Annotated in this window: 13 protein-coding genes; 7 read left to right on the top strand and 6 right to left on the bottom strand. The window is 38.3% G+C overall.

Translation table 11 applies throughout. The annotated features are described in order from the left end of the window. Window positions 1–230: 230 nt before the first annotated feature. Window positions 231–653: a VOC family protein gene (locus JFV29_RS14560; protein WP_201184774.1), complete on the bottom strand. Its 423-nt coding sequence runs from the start codon at window positions 651–653 to the stop codon at window positions 231–233. A 426-nt stretch (window positions 654–1,079) separates the two neighbouring features. Here JFV29_RS14560 and JFV29_RS14555 point away from each other — a divergent pair, with 426 nt between their 5' ends. Beyond that, complete coding sequence (locus tag JFV29_RS14555) at window positions 1,080–2,708, top strand: acetolactate synthase large subunit (protein ID WP_201184771.1); 1,629 nt, start codon at window positions 1,080–1,082, stop codon at window positions 2,706–2,708. Between the two features lie 317 nt (window positions 2,709–3,025). On the opposite strand, the gene JFV29_RS14550 is transcribed toward JFV29_RS14555, so the two are convergent. Both JFV29_RS14550 and JFV29_RS14545 read right to left on the bottom strand, forming a co-directional pair. Next, entirely contained in the window at window positions 3,026–3,169 is a 144-nt protein-coding gene (locus JFV29_RS14550; protein WP_201184769.1) for a hypothetical protein, read from the bottom strand. A gap of 378 nt (window positions 3,170–3,547) precedes the next feature. Beyond that, the gene (locus JFV29_RS14545; protein WP_201184767.1) at window positions 3,548–3,703 is read right to left on the bottom strand and encodes a DUF4021 domain-containing protein; all 156 of its coding nucleotides are present in this window, start codon (window positions 3,701–3,703) and stop codon (window positions 3,548–3,550) included. 262 nt (window positions 3,704–3,965) lie between these two features. Here JFV29_RS14545 and JFV29_RS14540 point away from each other — a divergent pair, with 262 nt between their 5' ends. After that, a complete protein-coding gene (locus JFV29_RS14540) occupies window positions 3,966–4,532 on the top strand; it encodes a lysozyme family protein (protein WP_242486882.1) in 567 nt (188 codons plus the stop codon). Between the two features lie 380 nt (window positions 4,533–4,912). Here the strand turns inward: JFV29_RS14540 and JFV29_RS14535 are convergent, their stop codons facing one another. After that, on the bottom strand, window positions 4,913–5,818 hold the full coding sequence (locus tag JFV29_RS14535) for a LysR family transcriptional regulator (protein WP_201184765.1): 906 nt from the start codon (window positions 5,816–5,818) through the stop codon (window positions 4,913–4,915). Between the two features lie 339 nt (window positions 5,819–6,157). Between JFV29_RS14535 and JFV29_RS14530 the strand changes: the two genes are divergently transcribed. From JFV29_RS14530 to tnpB, 3 genes are all read left to right on the top strand, one after another. Further along, window positions 6,158–7,966, top strand: coding sequence for an assimilatory sulfite reductase (NADPH) flavoprotein subunit (locus tag JFV29_RS14530; RefSeq protein ID WP_201184763.1), 1,809 nt, complete (start codon window positions 6,158–6,160; stop codon window positions 7,964–7,966). Between the two features lie 26 nt (window positions 7,967–7,992). Beyond that, window positions 7,993–9,711, top strand: a complete 1,719-nt coding sequence (cysI, locus tag JFV29_RS14525) for an assimilatory sulfite reductase (NADPH) hemoprotein subunit (protein ID WP_201184761.1) — start codon at window positions 7,993–7,995, stop codon at window positions 9,709–9,711. Window positions 9,712–9,885: 174 nt separating this feature from the next. Further along, window positions 9,886–11,091, top strand: coding sequence for an IS200/IS605 family element RNA-guided endonuclease TnpB (gene tnpB, locus JFV29_RS14520; RefSeq protein ID WP_201184759.1), 1,206 nt, complete (start codon window positions 9,886–9,888; stop codon window positions 11,089–11,091). A 911-nt stretch (window positions 11,092–12,002) separates the two neighbouring features. On the opposite strand, the gene JFV29_RS14515 is transcribed toward tnpB, so the two are convergent. Then, entirely contained in the window at window positions 12,003–13,103 is a 1,101-nt protein-coding gene (locus JFV29_RS14515; RefSeq protein WP_242486881.1) for a two-component system sensor histidine kinase NtrB, read from the bottom strand. A 497-nt stretch (window positions 13,104–13,600) separates the two neighbouring features. Then, window positions 13,601–14,509, bottom strand: a complete 909-nt coding sequence (locus tag JFV29_RS14510) for a LysR substrate-binding domain-containing protein (RefSeq protein WP_201184757.1) — start codon at window positions 14,507–14,509, stop codon at window positions 13,601–13,603. A 167-nt stretch (window positions 14,510–14,676) separates the two neighbouring features. Between JFV29_RS14510 and JFV29_RS14505 the strand changes: the two genes are divergently transcribed. Both JFV29_RS14505 and JFV29_RS14500 read left to right on the top strand, forming a co-directional pair. Further along, window positions 14,677–15,852: an acyl-CoA dehydrogenase family protein gene (locus JFV29_RS14505; protein WP_201184755.1), complete on the top strand. Its 1,176-nt coding sequence runs from the start codon at window positions 14,677–14,679 to the stop codon at window positions 15,850–15,852. A 109-nt stretch (window positions 15,853–15,961) separates the two neighbouring features. Then, complete coding sequence (locus JFV29_RS14500; protein WP_201184753.1) at window positions 15,962–17,539, top strand: class I adenylate-forming enzyme family protein; 1,578 nt, start codon at window positions 15,962–15,964, stop codon at window positions 17,537–17,539. The last annotated feature ends 127 nt before the right edge of the window (window positions 17,540–17,666 follow it).

Here is a 17,666-nt window from a genome sequence, read left to right as displayed (position 1 = left end):
TTTAGAAAGGTAACATTTTTTTTGATAATAAGATGTGTGTATACTTGTCATTGGTGAAATGTAACCATTTATTTGTCTTAATATCATTACTTCTTTTAGAATCTAACCCTACAACATCCACAACTTGATAAACAAGGTATTTTTTAGTATTAGAAACACAAAAAGGATATAGAAACTTTTCTCTAGAAGAAAAGCCCTATATGCTTTAAATTTCTAGCAAAAATGTATTTTCACATTTCTCCAGTGTCATAATTTAATTGCCAAATAATTCCGAACTTATCTGTTACCTGACCATAGAGTTTGCTCCAGAATGTTTCTTGAAGGTCCATAACTACTGTGCCGCCTTCTTTCAGTTTATTAAAGATAGATTTAATTTCATCCATGTTTTTATTAACTACTGCAAGGCTTATGTTGTTTCCTTCAACAAAAGGCATTCCAGGAAAAACATCAGAAAACATTACATTACTTCCCTCAATATTAAGCCTTGTGTGCATAACTAAATTTTTTGCTTCTTCTGGGAGAGGGAATTCAGGGTTAGGTGGTGTTTCTCCAAAGGTCATAATTTGTGGTGTTTCAGTTCCAAAAACCTGTGCGTAAAACTCTACTGCTTCACGGCAGTTCCCATTAAAATTAATATAAACATCAACTGACATTTGTTTCACTCCTATGAATTATATTGTTTTTCATTACTACATGATTTATTTACATATTGTAACATTCAACTGTTTAAAATCAAAAATATTTCCACGAGTTCCATAAAAAAGGTTTCGACAAACTAGAAATAAAATACGAATACAAATGGAATATAAATTCAGAGAGATTGTAGAATCTACCAAAAAATTTTTGTCACTTTTAGAATACAATCCTTTTTCAATAAACTCCAATCTTCCTTATCCTCGTTTAAATTCACTATTTCATAATAAAGCTCTGTCCTAATAAAAACTAATAACAATTGAAGGCACTGCAAAATACAAACAAATATTTTCGACCTCGAATAAATCCATTCTGAAAGGGGATAGATAAAAGGTAAGTTAATAAGGATATAAAACTAGTGGCTTTTATGGGAAGGGGATGTATTTTTGAAGGCAGCAGAGCTTTTTGTAAAATGTTTAGAGGGTCAGGGTGTTGAATACATATTTGGAGTGCCGGGGGAAGAAAACATAGATTTGTTGGACGCGATAAATAAGTCGAGCATACAGTTTATCGTTTGCCGGCATGAAACTGGAGCAGCGTTTATCGCTGGGATGATGGGTAAGTTGACAGGAAAACCCGGAGTTTGTCTTTCAACACTTGGACCCGGGGCCACCAATATGGTGACGGGTGTTGCCTGTGCTACTTTGGATCGAATGCCGCTAATCGCGATTACGGCACAGACCGATCTCAACATGCAGTTTAAGGGGGCTCATCAATACATAAATATTCTCGAGCTATATCACCCGATTTCGAAATGGAGTACAACTATTTACGATGGTTCCGTTATTCCAAAAATTATAACTAAAGCTTTTGCATTGGCTGCAAAGGATTTGACTGGAGCCATTCATATCGAGTTTCCGAATGATATCGCCTCCTCCTTTGTGCATGGAGAACCTTTACAAACTCAGCTTTATGACAAAAAAGTACGGTCGTCTGAGCAAGCAATCAATGAAGTGGCTGTGGCTATCAATCAAGCAAAATTCCCCCTATTTTTGATAGGGAATAATGCTTCAAAAGGTGGAGCATCTACTGATATTTTAACTTTAATCGAAAAGCTTCAAGCCCCTTTCACAGAAACATTTATGGCGAAAGGTGTAGTTCCAGAAAATCACCCACTGCATTTACAAACAATTGGACTACCAGAAGGTGATATTGTCAATAAAGCCTTTAGTCGCGCAGATTTAGTCATTGCTATCGGATATGACCCTATCGAATACGAACCTAAAAAATGGAACCCATTACTATCACCTATCATTCATATCGATGTACAAGACCATGAGTTAGATAACTATTATCCGGTAAAGGCATCCCTTGTTGGTGACTTGTCTGCAAATCTTTTGCGTTTAATTGACCAAATTGATCAAAGGAATGAAATCGATCCATTTTATCGTAATGTAAAGGAAACGATATTGTCAGATCGATTGTTACATTCAACCAGTAATTCATATCCAATGTCTCCTCAACGTATCATTAAGGAAATACGGGAAGTTCTATCAAATGATGATATTTTACTATCAGATGTAGGAGCCCATAAATTGTGGATTGGCCGGCAATATGAGACATTAAAGCCAAATACATGTATCCTATCAAATGGGCTTGCTTCAATGGGTATCGCACTTCCGGGAGCAATTGGTGCGAAACTTGCGTGTCCTGATAAAAAAGTAATGGCTGTATGCGGTGACGGGGCTTTTATCATGTCTATAGCAGAGTTTGAAACAGCGGTTCGTTTGAAGGTACCGATTGTTATTATGATTTGGCGAGATGGAAGATATGGAATGATTGAATGGGAACAAAAAAACAAGTTAGGCCATTCATCTAATATCCAATTTAATAACCCGGATTTTGTTGCCCTTGCAAGATCATATGGTGCGAAAGGATATAAGGTAAAAAAAGCGGCAGAGCTAACAACAGTCTTACAAAAAGCAATATCTGAAGATGGACCGGTAATTGTTGAATGTGAGGTTGATTATCAAGAAAGTTTCAGGTTGAGTGAACGTTTAAAGGACTCTCGTTAGATGACTCACGAAACTTTAATAAATAAAGGAAAGAGAAGCCGAATATAGTATGCATGACGAACGATTGAAGGGGTGAGCATAAATTGTTACTTCAGCCAATTACAGATCATGCGAAAATAGTCCACTATTCCTTTAATGAAAAAGCTTCTATTTCAAGGAAGATTACGGTCATTGCACTGTTAAGTACTATGGCGGCTACTCTCCAGGCAGCTGGCGGATTGATTCCGGCAGCTGGTTTGTTCATTAGTCCCCTTGCAACAGCACCCGCTATCCTTAGTATGGTTTTATCAGAAAGATATGGTTTGCTTGGTTACTTATTAACCTTGTTTTTGCTCTTTCTCATTCAGCCGAATCAGTAGATTAATAGGTGTATGTAATTCCGGCCAGAATACGTCAATTTCGTATCCTTTGGGCAATGCAATGTCATTCGGATTAAGATTTCTCTTCTTATTTTCGTTCATTCCTTTTCTGCCCCCTACTATCAAATGACAAGCACCTTTTCACCCCCAGCAACAGCTCTAGGGACGGTTGCACCAAAGCGAATTGATATGTTAGACAATTTGTATTAGACACCAACATTTTTTTAACCATCCAGAAGTTTCATTAATAGATATTCCATGTGTGTTATTCACATTCACAAAGACTGAAATAGATTAAGAAGGATTGTCCCCTTTAAGGAAATTAAGAGACAAGTAGTATAGCTAATAGGAAGTCGACATTTTTCAATAAAAACTTAAAATATTGCTTCAAATAACACTTTATAAGGTGAGGTTGATTTTTATTATAAAGAAAAACGCCAATTAAGGCGCTTAACAAAATATATAAGATACTTTGAACCGTTAATTATCTTTATCGTGAAGTTTATCTTCATATTCAGTTTCTAACATACCATACATGCCATTCATCTCTTGTTCATCGGGATCTGCCCCAAAGTCGTTAACATTTTTTTTGCTATTATTATCAAGAATTTCTTCTTTATTATTTTTCTTATTCATACATCTCACCTCCAACTATTAGGGTGTCTTATTCCAAAGTAAATATACTATCGTAGACTCAGGTACATTTAGGAGTAAGTGTCAATTGTATATGGATACTATATCGTTTTGGTATTCTAAATAGTTATTACTCTTACTATTTGTTAAAATATAAATAAACTAGAGATAACGGGGAGAGAATGTGAAGCGGAAACGGAAGAAATCAAACACTATTTTTGTAATATTTATCCTGCTTTTTGTATTTTTGCTCATGAAGCAGGTCATGGAAATTTCAATTGAGGGAAATGTCTTCACACCAGTGAATCCACCTGATTCGTTTGCGAATGTGAAAAAGTATAGCAACCTTCTGCACGATGAGTTAGCAAAATATGGGCTTGAGGAGCACACATCGACATTGATAGCCCTGATGCAGCAGGAAAGTCGTGGGCGGGGTGGTGATCCAATGCAGGCGTCTGAATCGGCGGGACTCGATCCAAATACAATTACCGATCCTACCGAAAGCATCAGGTATGGAGTGAAACATTTCCAGCGAATTATCAAATATGGGAATGAAAAGAACGTGGATTTCTCTACAATCATTCAATCTTATAATATGGGAATTGGTTATATTGATTACATTGCAAATGCAGGAGGGAAGCATACTGAAGAACTAGCGAAGCAGTTCTCGATGCTCCAAGTTGAAAAGAATCCTACGCTCTATGATTGCGGAGGCGACAAAGGAAATTTCCGATATCCATATTGCTACGGTGACTTTTCATATAGTGCAAAGGTAGCTAAGTACATTGATGAAATTGCAGATAGTGTACCTACTCATGTAAATGGAGAGTAAATAGGTGAAGTACCTTAACGGCCTCACCTGTTTTTTCAGTTCATCAAATTTGATCCTATACATTGTAGATTTAAAAACCGATTTTAATCAGAGTGCCCAGCACCTCAGACATGGACTTTTAACATCTGGTTATAGTCCATGTCGATATCAGCGAGAACTATTGAAAGCTTGTTCGGTATCGTAGAAGCATCATTGAAGAAAGAGCACGATAACATTACCTAATTCAAAAAGTGCGTACTAGAGGGGTAAACATAAACACCAATCTAGCTCGGTTGTATTTGATATTATGGGCGTTTCATCTAAGGATATGCTTCGTGGCATCGCCGAAAGTGAGATCCTGCTATATGCCGGGATCATAAGACCCTATTTTGTATTAATTATTATATTGATTTGATTTTGTTAGGCCATTTTTTGTTTAATGCACTTATAAATGTTTTCACGTTCTTTTTATCTACCATAATGGGGGAATACACGTAGGAAAGCGTTCTGTTAAAAGACTCATTTTTCAACTGTATAATTGAAAGAGTCTTATGCAGAATGTCTCTTTCAATGACACTACGGGATAAGAGAGTTAGCCCCATACTATTTTTTATAAGTGTTTCTTTAATTCCTTGATTACTGCTTATGGTAAGAAGCGATTTAACTTTCAAACCATTTGAACGAAGGAAGTGGTTAAGATATTCTCGTGTACCTGATCCAACTTCTCTGGTTATCCATGCTTGATTCTGAAGGTCAGCAATCGTAACTTCATCTTTACAAGCGAGTTTATGATTGTTTGAAGAAACTATAAATAACTCATCCTGCAAAAAAGCGTGTACGGAAAGTTCTTTTTCATTTGTTTGACCTTCTATTAAACCTATATCTACTTGATATAACCTGACTGATTTTACGATTTCTTCCGTGTTTCCAATTACAACTTGAAGTTCAAGTTCCGGAAAGTCTTTTTGAAGGTCAATAAGTAAAGAAGGCAAGATATACTCGCCGATTGTAAAACTTGCGCCTATTTTTAATTCTCCTTTTATGGATTTATCATGTTCTTGAATGTCTTGTCTGGTCTGTTCATAGATTGTGATCATTTGCTTAGCGCGATCATAAAGAATTTCTCCTGTTAAAGTGACTTTTAAGAATTTAGGAGAGCGGAGAAATAATTTAGTTTGGAACTCTTCTTCTAATTTTTTTATGTGCAAACTAACACTTGGTTGTGACATAAGAAGCATTTCTGCTGTTTTTGTAAAATTCTTGACTTCTACAAGGGTCACAAAAGTTTTTAAAGCATCATAGTACATAGGAATCCCACCTTATTATTAATATTCTTAATAGTTGCAATTAATTATATATATTTTACTAATGATGTGCCTTTCGGTAAAGTTAATGAGAAACTTATTTTAGGAAGAATCTAGGTTGGGGAAGGCTATCGTCCTTTATTATGTTATTTTTTATTAATAGTGAGCTATGAAAAAGTGTTCCTTCCCTGTATGAACTGAACTTTCTAAATTTTTTTACAGTTAAAACCGACTTCGTCTATAGGAGTAAACGAGTTAATTTCATAGTTCTAAAAAATGTCTAAAACAACTCGTATAAGAATCAACTAAGATAAGTTTATATTCCTTTGTGAGGTGGAAAACGTGCAACTTCAGGTAAGTAACAGTCCTTTTAATCATGAACAGACAGAGCTTCTTAACAATCTACTGCCTAGCTTGACAGAAACACAAAAAGTTTGGCTGAGCGGTTATCTGACCGCGTCTTTGTCAGTTTTCAACGCAGGAACAGCCGACGTATCGGTGGCTCAACCCAGCGGGAAGACAATATCAAAAGAGGTTACCATCCTTTATGGTTCACAGACGGGAAATGCTCAAGGGTTGGCAGAGAATGCAGCAAGAAAGCTTGAGGGTAATGGCTTTCAGGTAACCACTTCATCCATGAGTGACTTTAAAGTGAACAATTTGAAAAAAGTCCAGAATCTTCTTATTGCCGTTAGCACGCATGGAGAAGGGGATCCACCGGATAATACGTTGTCCTTCCATGAGTTTCTTCATGGCAGAAGGGCACCAAGCCTTGGAGATCTCCGCTTCTCCGTATTGGCGCTTGGGGACAGCTCATATGAGTTTTTCTGTGAAACGGGAAAACAATTCGATAAGCGCTTGGAAGAACTTGGCGGGACCCGGCTATTTCCGCGGATGGACTGTGATCTTGATTATGATGAGCCGGCTGCGGAATGGCTGGAAGGAGTAATTTCGAGCTTAAGTGAGGAGCAAGGAAGTACTGTTTCTGCCGTTCCCGCAACAATAACACCAGTAAGTGAACACACGTATTCCAGGACAAACCCTTTTAAAGCGGAAGTTATGGAAAATATTAACTTGAACGGCCGTGGCTCCAATAAAGAGACACACCATATCGAGTTATCGCTTGAAGGCTCTGGAATTACATTTGAACCTGGTGACAGCCTTGGTATTTATCCACAAAATGATTCCATTTTAGTGGATATGCTCCTTAAAGAAATCAATTGGGACCCTGAAGAAATCGTGAAGGTCAACAAGCAGGGAGACCTTCGAAAACTAAGGGAATCGCTCATCTCCAATTTTGAAATAACAGTATTAACAAAATCGCTCCTTGAGCAAGCGGCCCAACTTTCAGGCAACGAGGATTTAAAGGCACTTTTATCAGCTGGTAATGAAGAAAAACTAAAAGAATATCGTGAAGGCCGTGATTTGCTTGATTTTGTCCGTGATTTTGGCTCATGGGGTGAATCGGCGCAAGAATTCGTCTCCATCCTTCGAAAAATTCCAGCCCGTCTATATTCGATTGCGAACAGCCTATCCGCGTATCCAGATGAAGTGCATCTGACAGTCGGAGCTGTCCGGTATGATAGTCATGGACGAGAAAGAAAAGGTGTCTGCTCCATTTTATGTGCGGAACGTTTACAGCCAGGGGATACGCTTCCTGTTTACATTCAGCATAACCAAAACTTTAAGCAGCCGAAGAACCCAGACACTCCAATCATCATGGTTGGACCGGGAACAGGCATTGCTCCGTTCAGATCCTTTATACAAGAGCGCGAAGAAACAGAAGCGATTGGGAAAACGTGGCTTTTTTTCGGCGATCAGCATTTCTTAACGGATTTCCTATATCAGACTGAATGGCAAAAGTGGTTGAAAACAGGTGTACTTACGAAAATGGATGTAGCCTTTTCGCGTGACGCGGATGAAAAAGTATATGTTCAACACCGGATGCTTGAGCACAGTAGGAAATTATACGAATGGCTTCAAGAAGGAGCGGCGGTATACATTTGCGGAGATGAGAAAAACATGGCACATGACGTCCATAATACACTTATTGAGATCATTGAAAAAGAAGGGCAGATGAGCCATGCTGATGCACAAGATTACCTTGAAGAAATGCAACAGAATAAACGCTATCAACGTGATGTGTACTGAAATATGAATGAAAAGGAGATATCAATATGGTGAACCAACTATTAAAAGCACCAGAAGGCCCGCCTAGTGATGTTGAACAAATAAAAGATAAAAGCAATTATTTGCGTGGTACACTGGGAGAAGTAATGCTGGATCGGATCAGCGCCGGTATTCCAGATGATGACAATCGATTAATGAAACATCACGGCAGCTATTTGCAAGATGACCGGGATCTCCGCAATGAGCGTCAAAAGCAAAAACTTGAACCTGCGTATCAGTTCATGCTGCGTGTCCGTATGCCAGGTGGCGTGGCATTGCCTGCTCAATGGCTTGTCATGGACGAACTGGCCCAAAAATACGGCAATGATACCTTAAAATTGACAACACGCCAGACGTTTCAAATGCATGGCATTTTAAAATGGAACATGAAAAAAACGATTCAGGAAATCCACGCGTCTATGTTGGATACAATTGCGGCATGCGGTGATGTAAACCGGAACGTCATGTGCAACTCGAATCCATTTCAATCGGAAATCCACTCCGAAGTATATGATTGGTCAACAAAATTGAGTGATTACTTATTGCCACGCACCAGAGCGTATCACGAAATTTGGCTGGATGAAGAAAAAGTGGTTGGCACGGCAGAAATGGAAGAAGTCGAACCAATGTACGGAAAGCTTTATTTACCGCGTAAATTTAAAATTGGTATCGCCGTTCCGCCATCGAATGATATTGATGTCTTTTCACAGGATCTTGGATTCATTGCGATTGTTGAAGATGACAAGCTTGTCGGTTTTAATGTGGCGATAGGTGGTGGCATGGGCATGTCGCACGGCGACAAAGAAACCTATCCGCAGCTTGCCAAAGTAATTGGCTTCTGTATGCCGGACCAAATTCTTGATGTAGCGGAAAAAGTCATTACGATACAGCGTGATTACGGAAACCGTTCCCTCCGCAAAAATGCAAGATTTAAGTACACAGTTGACCGACTTGGGTTAGAGACGGTCAAGGCTGAACTGGAAAACCGTCTAGGCTGGAGGTTGGAGGAGGCGAAGAAGTATCATTTTGACAATAACGGTGACCGCTATGGTTGGGTAAAAGGCATTCAAGGAAAATGGCATTTTACTTTGTTTGTAGAAGGAGGCCGTATTGCGGATATTGATGATTACAAGTTGATGACCGGTATACGCGAGATAGCCAAAATCCATACCGGTGATTTCCGTCTGACTGCAAATCAAAACCTGATCATTGCCAATGTATCAAGCCAGGAAAAGGAAAAAATCAGCGACCTGATCGTACAATACGGTTTGACGGATGGCGGTCATTATACAGCCCTCCGCCGCAGCTCAATGGCGTGCGTTTCCCTTCCAACATGCGGGTTAGCGATGGCGGAAGCAGAACGTTATTTGCCGGTTTTATTGGATAAGATCGAGACCATTGTCGATGAAAATGGTCTAAGGAATGAAGAAATTACGATTCGCATGACTGGTTGCCCGAACGGATGTGCCCGCCACGCACTCGGAGAAATCGGCTTTATCGGCAAAGCTCCCGGTAAATACAACATGTATCTCGGTGCAGCTTTTGACGGTAGCCGGTTAAGCAAAATGTATCGTGAAAACATCGGTGAAGAAGAAATTTTGAGAGAGCTGCGTGTGCTTCTTTCCCGCTACGCGAAAGAACGGCAGGAAGAAGAGCACTTCGGTGACTTCGCTGTCCGCGCAGGCATCATCAAAGCAGTGACAGACGGCACAAATTTTCATGATTGATGAAGATGCATCAGAGACAGGAATACGTTCCTGTCTCTTTTTTATCATTTCCCGCCAGAAGACTCCCTCTTCAAGCGTGTGAAGGGCGAGATGAATGGCGGTTGGGATAAGCCAAAGTAATCTTTGGCAAACATACGTTCGGTGGTTAATAATAACTATAAGGGGGTGAAACCAATGGTCGTAAACAAAGCTTATAAATTTCGAATCTATCCAACTAAAGAACAACTAGTTCTAATCAATAAAACGATCGGCTGCTCCCGTTTTGTCTTTAACTTCTTTTTAGGCAAACAAAAGGAGAAAGATGCCTACTGGTATATTTGTGAAGAAATGAAGCAGAACGGCCAATTACGCTCTAATGAATGGAAAGGTTCTTTTCTGGATAAATACGCAACAATCAAAGAACTTCCAGCTTTAAAGAAAGAGTATTCTTTCCTGAAAGAAGTAGACAGTATTGCCTTACAGAAATCGGTGGAAAATTTAGCAGATTCCTATAGTCGATATTATAAAAAGCAAAACAAGTCACCACGCTTCAAATCGAAAAAGAATCCTATCCAGTCCTACACGACTAAACATACGAATGGAAATATCGGAATGATTGGAAACAAAATCAAATTGCCAAAACTCGGACTAGTTCGTTTTGCTAAAAGCCGCGAAGTCGAAGGGCGAATTATCAATGCCACAATCAGGCGGAACCCTTCGGGTAAATATTTCATTTCCGTTTTAGCGGAAACCAATGTACAAGTACTTCCTAAAACGAATCGTTCGTGCGGTGTAGATGTTGGTTTGAAGAATTTCGCTATTCTTTCAGATGGTACGGTCTATCAAAACCCAAAATTCTTCCGGACGGTCGAAAAGAAATTGGCCAAAGCACAACGGATTCTTTCAAGGCGACAAGAAATAGCCTTGAATCAAAATAAACCATTGGCTGAAGCTAAAAACTATCAAAAACAAAAACAAAAAGTGGCTATCCTACACGAAAAAATTTCAAATGCCCGAATGGATTACTTTCATAAAGTTTCTACCGAAATCATCAAAAACCAGGATGTTATTGGAATGGAAGACTTGCAAGTGTCGAATATGATGAAAAATCACAAACTAGCTAAAGCTATTAGTGAAGTATCTTGGTACCAATTCAAAAAAATGTTGGAATACAAAGCAAAATGGTATGGTAAACAAATCGTGACCGTATCTAAAACGTTTGCTTCTAGCCAATTGTGTTCTAGCTGCGGTAACCAAAATAAAGACGTTAAACATCTGAATCTTCGTGAATGGGATTGTCCTTTTTGTTCTACTCACCACGATCGAGATATTAACGCAGGACTCAATCTAATGAATGAAGCCATAAGGCTTCTAACCGTAGGAACTACGGGAGTAGCCTAATTAAAAATTGGACGATAGGCTAATGTTCTTAGGAATCCCCCACTTCAATCAGACCGTAAGGTCGATAAGTGGTGGGAAGTTCAATTGTTCCTGTCTGAATAGTATTTTTTAAAAACTACTATTCAGACAGGAACAAAAAACTGTGTATCATGCCATTATTAGGGGTGACAATGACATATTTATTGTCATCTGTACAGAAGGGAACGGGATAGACTTCACCTCTCCCTTTTTTTTCATCACCGATTCAATGCTCTACTATATCTCGAATGCTGTTTTGAAGTAGTTCAACAGGAATAGGAAATAAACGAAGGGGTGTTTTAAAAAGAAATATATACTGTTATAAAGTAACAAGTAAGGAACGGAAAAAATCACGGTTTTAGAAATATAAGAGAAGGTACTAGGACATCTATTTAAGAAGCATAGGACGTGATAATTGGAGCCATTAAAATATTTTGAACAAAATATTGCACCATTAACCTCGATAGAATATATAAATAATCCTTTAACCTTAAATATCTTAATATCGTATTTTTTTATTTAAGCCTCGCGATTAAGTCATTTTATAGACTTTTTAGAACTAGAGGAGGTACCAGGACAGATGCCCTTGATTATTTTAGACTCTATAGGGCATTATTATTCCACCGTCGACAAATACTGCGAAATAAAGGGGGCGGAAAAAATGATAATTCGTTCGATAATAAAGTTTTTTCAATGATTGCTGGGTTTGGTAAATCTGTATTTATTGATTACTTATTAGTGATTGCTTAAAAAATAAGAGGGCCGCCAATTGACAGCCTTTTGAATGTACGATCATTTACAATTTCATACTAAGATAAACGCCATATCAAGGTGATTATCTTTGGGTTCTTTCTTTCACTGACAAACGCCATTAATGATTTAGAAGACATTTTTTATTTAACAGGAAGCTGAACATGAAAGGTAGTTCCTTTTCCAACTACACTTTTAACTGAGATATCTCCTCCATGTTTATGTATCGTTGTAAATACTTGAGTTAGGCCTAAACCTGTTCCTTCGCTTTTGGTGGAAAAGAACGGTGTTCCTAGCATCTTTAACTTATCTTTAGATATTCCTACTCCTGTATCACTAAGTTTTATATGAATCCTTCCACTTTTATAATAATGTTCAATTCTAATTTTTCCCTTACCCTGAATCCCCTCAATTGCCTCAATTGCATTCTTCACCAGATTAAAAAAGGCTTTTAGAAATAAATTTCTCTTTCCAACTACTTTTCTCTCTGAATCCCTTAAATCCCATTCTATTTCCACGTTATAAAGTTTTTCTTGGAATAAAAACAAAAGAGCAGTTAACTCCTTACATAAATCAATGGGAACAAAAGGCTCCTCGTTTAAATCAGGTTTAGAAACGTGTAATAGATTTTGCAGAGTCTCTAATGCTTTTTCTAATTCTGCTTCCATCGTATTGATATAAGGATGAGGATGGGATTCTTTTAATAGCTGTAAAAATCCCTTTACTGAAGTAAGAGGATTTTTAACTTCATGAACAATCCCAGCAGCTATTTGACCTATTGATGCTAATTTTTCTCTGTCTTTCAAAAGAATTTCTGCTTTTTTACGATCTGTAATGTCTCGAATAATGACTTGAGTCAAGATCATCTCTTTCAAATAAAAAGGGGCAGCTGTTACTTCAATATCAATAACCTCTCCATTACTACAAATCATTTTTTGTTCCGCCAGTTCTAATATCTCTTGTTTTTCCAGCACCCTTTTTAATCGGTCATTACAACTAGCATGGTTATCTGGAGGGAGAAAAACGTACAAGTTTTTATACAATATGTCCTCAGGAGAAGCTAACTTTAGCAATTCCAAACAAGCTCTATTACAGTAAAGAATTTTTCCTGCCTGTCCAACAATCATAATTGAATTGAGGGAATACGAGATCAATTGATGGAAGTCAATGTCTGTTGAGTCAATTTGTAATTCCAAGTAAATCACTCCGTATTTAATCATTGCCATTAGTTTATCAGGAAACATGCTTAACTGGAATAAAAATTTTAACTTTAGCTCTTTTTAATTATTTGTTTAACTATTTTTTACACGTTCGTTCAAGAACAGATCATCATTCCTCAACATCATTAATATGTGGAGAAGTTTTGATAAAATATATTGAATTTCTATAAAAAAGAGTATACAAAAAAAGCACAGCCTTATGAAAAGGGGTGCGAAGAGGTTAGGAAAGGGTTAAGAAATTTAAATGTACGACCCTAAAGCATAAGTAGTTTATGAATTAGGGCATGAATTTCAGGTGAAAATATATATTTGAACATTTTATCTCCTAATAATAGTTAAGATTATTTGCATCAAAATAAGATTTAAAAGATTTGTTTTATTGCACTAAACTGTTCTGATAGTTGAAGAAGGGTATTTTATTTGAATGTATGATAATAGTAATCATCAATAGTCCTTAGCAGTGTATTTTTCTTGAAACTTTCATTCAATTTCTAGATAGGATTGCCGAGTAATGGTAAACCTCATTCTAATTTGGAGATATGTAATTTGAGGTATTTTAAAAACTCTCTGGCTGCTAAAGAAAAATGTTTTTTCTTTGACCGTACCCATCCGAAGGATCGGTGGTTGGATTCAAAGTTTATTAATGATATTGGGATAATTTCTCCACTTTTAACATAATGGTCATCTTTTAGTGCTATATCCATCAAAAAGCTTATCGCTAACCCTTCTGAAACCGCTTTTTTGATGACTTCGGTATTGTTAGAAGCAAATAAAATATTCATCGGTCCGTATCTATTCATAAATATAGAGATGGAATCTTTCCATATTACCCCATCATACATCACTACTGTTTCATTAATTAGCTCCTCAGGAGTTATATGATCACTGAATGCTAATGGAGAATGTTTGCTGACACACACCATGATTTTCCCTTCTAATAAGGATTCGAAAACCAGCTCTTCATGTGCATTCCAATCTATTTCATCAAGCATGGCTAATCCAATGTCAATCTTCCCTTGGGAAACATCTTCAATAATATTTGGTGACTTTTTTTCGGTCATGACAATACGGAAGTTAGGATAGTCCTTTTTAAAGTTTGCTAACGCTTTGAGTAAAATCGGCATGAATAAGCTGGGGCTGGCCGATATATTTAATTCTCCGTTTATTAAGGATGTTTGCTCTTGCGCTTCTTCTTGTATTTCTTCAATCTTCACAACAATTTCATAGGCTTTTTTAATGATGTTTTTACCCTCTGTTGTCGGCTGGGCGCCTAACCGTGAACGTGTAAACAAATGTATGCTTAATTCCTGTTCTAAATTGGTAATCGCCTTACTAATGGTAGATTGTGAAACATGAAGATTTTGTGCAGCACTGGAAATAGAACGTGTTTTAGCTACTTCAACAATATATTTTAATTGTTCTAGATGCACAACATTCCCTCCTTTATATGAATTTGGTTCAAGTATATATGATATATAGCTATTTTACTTTAATGTCACCCATATATAAAATAAAATTATGAATATTAAAACTATTCAAATAACCATGAGGATAATTGAAATCACTTTTAAAAGCAGGGATTGGAAAGGAGGAAAGTATGCAGGAAACAGTACAAATTGAGAATATAGAACATTTAAGGGATAGGCTGCTTCATTTCATTCACAATGAGTTGTTACCGTTTGAAAGAGGACACGAAATTGACTCAGAAAAAGAGATTCCGATGGAACAGATCAAATGGGTAAGAAAGCGAGCGAAGGAGCTCGGGTTTTACGGCATCAGCCTTCCTAAGGAGGCAGGAGGGCAATCACTTAGCTTGAAAGGGCTATGTGGCTTAAAGGAGGAACTAGCAAAATCAGGGGCTGCTTTATGGGGGCATGTATTAGGTGAAATAGGCGGTCCTTTGCGCATTGGCCAGATGTTAAAAATTTTTACTCCGGATCAAATAACAAGGTATGTAATGCCGGTAATTAATGCAGAAGCGGGATGTTGTTTTGCATTGTCAGAACCCGGGGCGGGATCAGATGCCCATGCCATTCAAACGACTGCAGTACGCGAAGGTGATGACTACATTTTACATGGTAAAAAGCATTTTATTAGCGCTGCGCCTTATGCAGATTGGGCCATTGTGATGGCGAAAGAGATTGTGGAGGCAGATGGTGAAAGAGTTACTGCCTTTATTGTAGAGAAACAAACAGAGGGAAGGTCGGGTTTTGAATTAGGAAACATTCAAGTTCCAATTTCCGGTGAACGGAGCACGGCCGAGCTAATCTTTAATCAATGCCGAGTCCCATCTACTAATATTCTCGGTCAACCGGGAAAAGGGTTGATGCTGGGGCTCAGCAGAATAAATGAAAATCGGGCTTCTTGGGGGGCTACCTACCTTGGCGTTGCACAACGGCTATTAGACTTATCTATCGATCATGCCAAACAGCGGGTACAGTTCGGTAGACCAATTGGAGATTTTCAAGCGATTCAACATATGCTAGCGGAGATGGCGACTGAAATATACGCCGCACGTTGCATGCTCTACGATGTCATCGAGAAGATTGATCATGGTGAAGAGGTGAGAGGAGCTTCATCCATGGTTAAACTGTATTCCTCTGAGGTTGCTAATCGAGTTGCCGACAAGGCTGTTCAAATCTTTGGCGGGCAAGGGTTAATGAAAGGACACCCTGTCGAGAAAATGTACAGGGACGTACGGATGTTTAGAATTCTGACTGGTACATCTGAAATTCAGAAAAACATGATTTCCAAAGAACTGCTGAAGAAATAAAAAAAGGATTATTGTGTCAACTATACATTTGGAAAAATTCGGATTTTCAAATTGAAAAGAACCATTTTTTACACTAACTTTCGTATTTTACTAGGGAGAGGAATTTTTCATGGATACTTTAACCTATCAGGCTTTTCTGTTCAATAGTATGAACAAATTTGATTACCAACCGGCCCTTACTTGTGTAGATACAAATGAAACCATCACTTACAGGGAATTACTGGATAAGGTGGAGACGGCAGCGAACCAGTTAATTCGGCATGGCGTACAAATCGGAACCCATGTTGCGATACTGATCCCAAATAGTATTGAAAATGTTGTATATAATCTTGCTGTAAGTAGATGCGGGGCAACAGTCATTCCGTTAAATGATAAGCTGGGCGTTAGAGAAATCGAGTTTATCTTGAGAGATGCCGAGCCCCAAATGGTTATTATGGCAACCCAGAAACATGTAGAGTCTGTACTTGACTATCAAAAAGAGGCAGATAAAAACAGTGTAACGGTTATTGGTCTTACAGGCTTTGGTGTTGAATACCCAGAAGAATTCTATTCTGTTGATATGGATGATAAAAAAGGCAGCTTGACATTCCCTGTTGCCTCATTGGATGATTTAGCAACCATATCGTACACCGGTGGTACAACAGGCACACCAAAAGGGGTGATGCATTCTCAACAAGGCTTTGGAGCCTCACTCATGGCTTCATGCATGGAATATCCGTACGATGATCAGGACAAGGTACTGCTTTGTACGCCGCTTATTCATGCTGCAGGTGTACTGCTGCAGCGGTCATTAGTATCCGGCTGCCATGTCTATATCATGAAGGCGTTTCATCCAGAAGTGTTTTTGCAGACCGTACAAGCAGCGCAGATTACAAGTACTTTTGTTGTTCCAACCATTATTTACCGCTTGATTGATGAGGCAAAGAAAAAAACCTACAACGTGAGCTCATTGCGTAACATGAATTATGGTTCATCCCCCATCTCTACAGAACGTCTAAAAGAAGCATTTACGATTTTTGGACCTATTCTAAGGCAGCAGTATGGAATGACAGAATGCAGTATTTTAATTGCCAGACTCACAAAAAGTGATCATCTCTGGGCGTACGAGAACAAACCAGACGTGTTAAAGAGCTGCGGAAAACCGTGTATGCTAACCCAAATTCGCTTGATTGACGATAATGGATATGATGTAGAACCACTTCATCCAGGGGAAATTGCTGTCAAAACCCCTTCTGTCTCTGTCGGTTATTACAAAAGACCCGATCTTACCGAAGCGGCATATCGTGATGGTTGGTTTTATACGGGAGATATCGGGAAACTGGATAAGCATGGTTTTCTTCATATTATCGAACGGAAAAAGGATATGATCATTTCTGGCGGTTTCAATGTATATCCCGCTGAAGTGGAGAGGCTTATCAATCAGCACCCTGCAGTTGCGATGAGCGCATGCATTGGCATACCACATAATGATTGGGGAGAAGCGGTCTGTATATTTGCAGTGCTTCGTGAGGGTGAAACCTGCTCTAAGGAAGAGTTAATGGAGTTCTGTAAAGAACGAACTTCTGTCTATATGCTTCCAAAAGAAATCTATTTTGAGACGTCATTACCTCTAACAATGGTAGGGAAGATAGACAAGAAAGAGCTGAAAAAACCTTTCTGGGAAGGGACAGAACGTCTGGTAAATTAGTAAGACATCAACAGGCAAAGGACATACAAAATATGTCCCTTGCCAAGACTTCTATCAGTATTTTTTTAAATAAGATATTTTACAAAAAAATGAAAGCCCTTCCATTCCATGTTTTTGAAATTGGTTA

This window comes from Peribacillus sp. TH16 (assembly GCF_016651095.1).
GTDB lineage: Bacteria > Bacillota > Bacilli > Bacillales > DSM-1321 > Peribacillus > Peribacillus butanolivorans.
This window is presented reverse-complemented; position numbering and strand designations above follow the sequence as displayed.

Coding starts and splice junctions, on each gene's coding strand:
- tnpB (WP_201184759.1), top strand. CDS start 9,886: ATGGTCGTAAACAAAGCTTATAAATTTCGAATCTATCCAACTAAAGAA.
- cysI (WP_201184761.1), top strand. CDS start 7,993: ATGGTGAACCAACTATTAAAAGCACCAGAAGGCCCGCCTAGTGATGTT.
- JFV29_RS14560 (WP_201184774.1), bottom strand. CDS start 653: ATGTCAGTTGATGTTTATATTAATTTTAATGGGAACTGCCGTGAAGCA.
- JFV29_RS14550 (WP_201184769.1), bottom strand. CDS start 3,169: ATGAACGAAAATAAGAAGAGAAATCTTAATCCGAATGACATTGCATTG.
- JFV29_RS14505 (WP_201184755.1), top strand. CDS start 14,677: ATGCAGGAAACAGTACAAATTGAGAATATAGAACATTTAAGGGATAGG.
- JFV29_RS14515 (WP_242486881.1), bottom strand. CDS start 13,103: ATGTTTCCTGATAAACTAATGGCAATGATTAAATACGGAGTGATTTAC.
- JFV29_RS14535 (WP_201184765.1), bottom strand. CDS start 5,818: ATGTACTATGATGCTTTAAAAACTTTTGTGACCCTTGTAGAAGTCAAG.
- JFV29_RS14540 (WP_242486882.1), top strand. CDS start 3,966: ATGGAAATTTCAATTGAGGGAAATGTCTTCACACCAGTGAATCCACCT.
- JFV29_RS14500 (WP_201184753.1), top strand. CDS start 15,962: ATGGATACTTTAACCTATCAGGCTTTTCTGTTCAATAGTATGAACAAA.
- JFV29_RS14545 (WP_201184767.1), bottom strand. CDS start 3,703: ATGAATAAGAAAAATAATAAAGAAGAAATTCTTGATAATAATAGCAAA.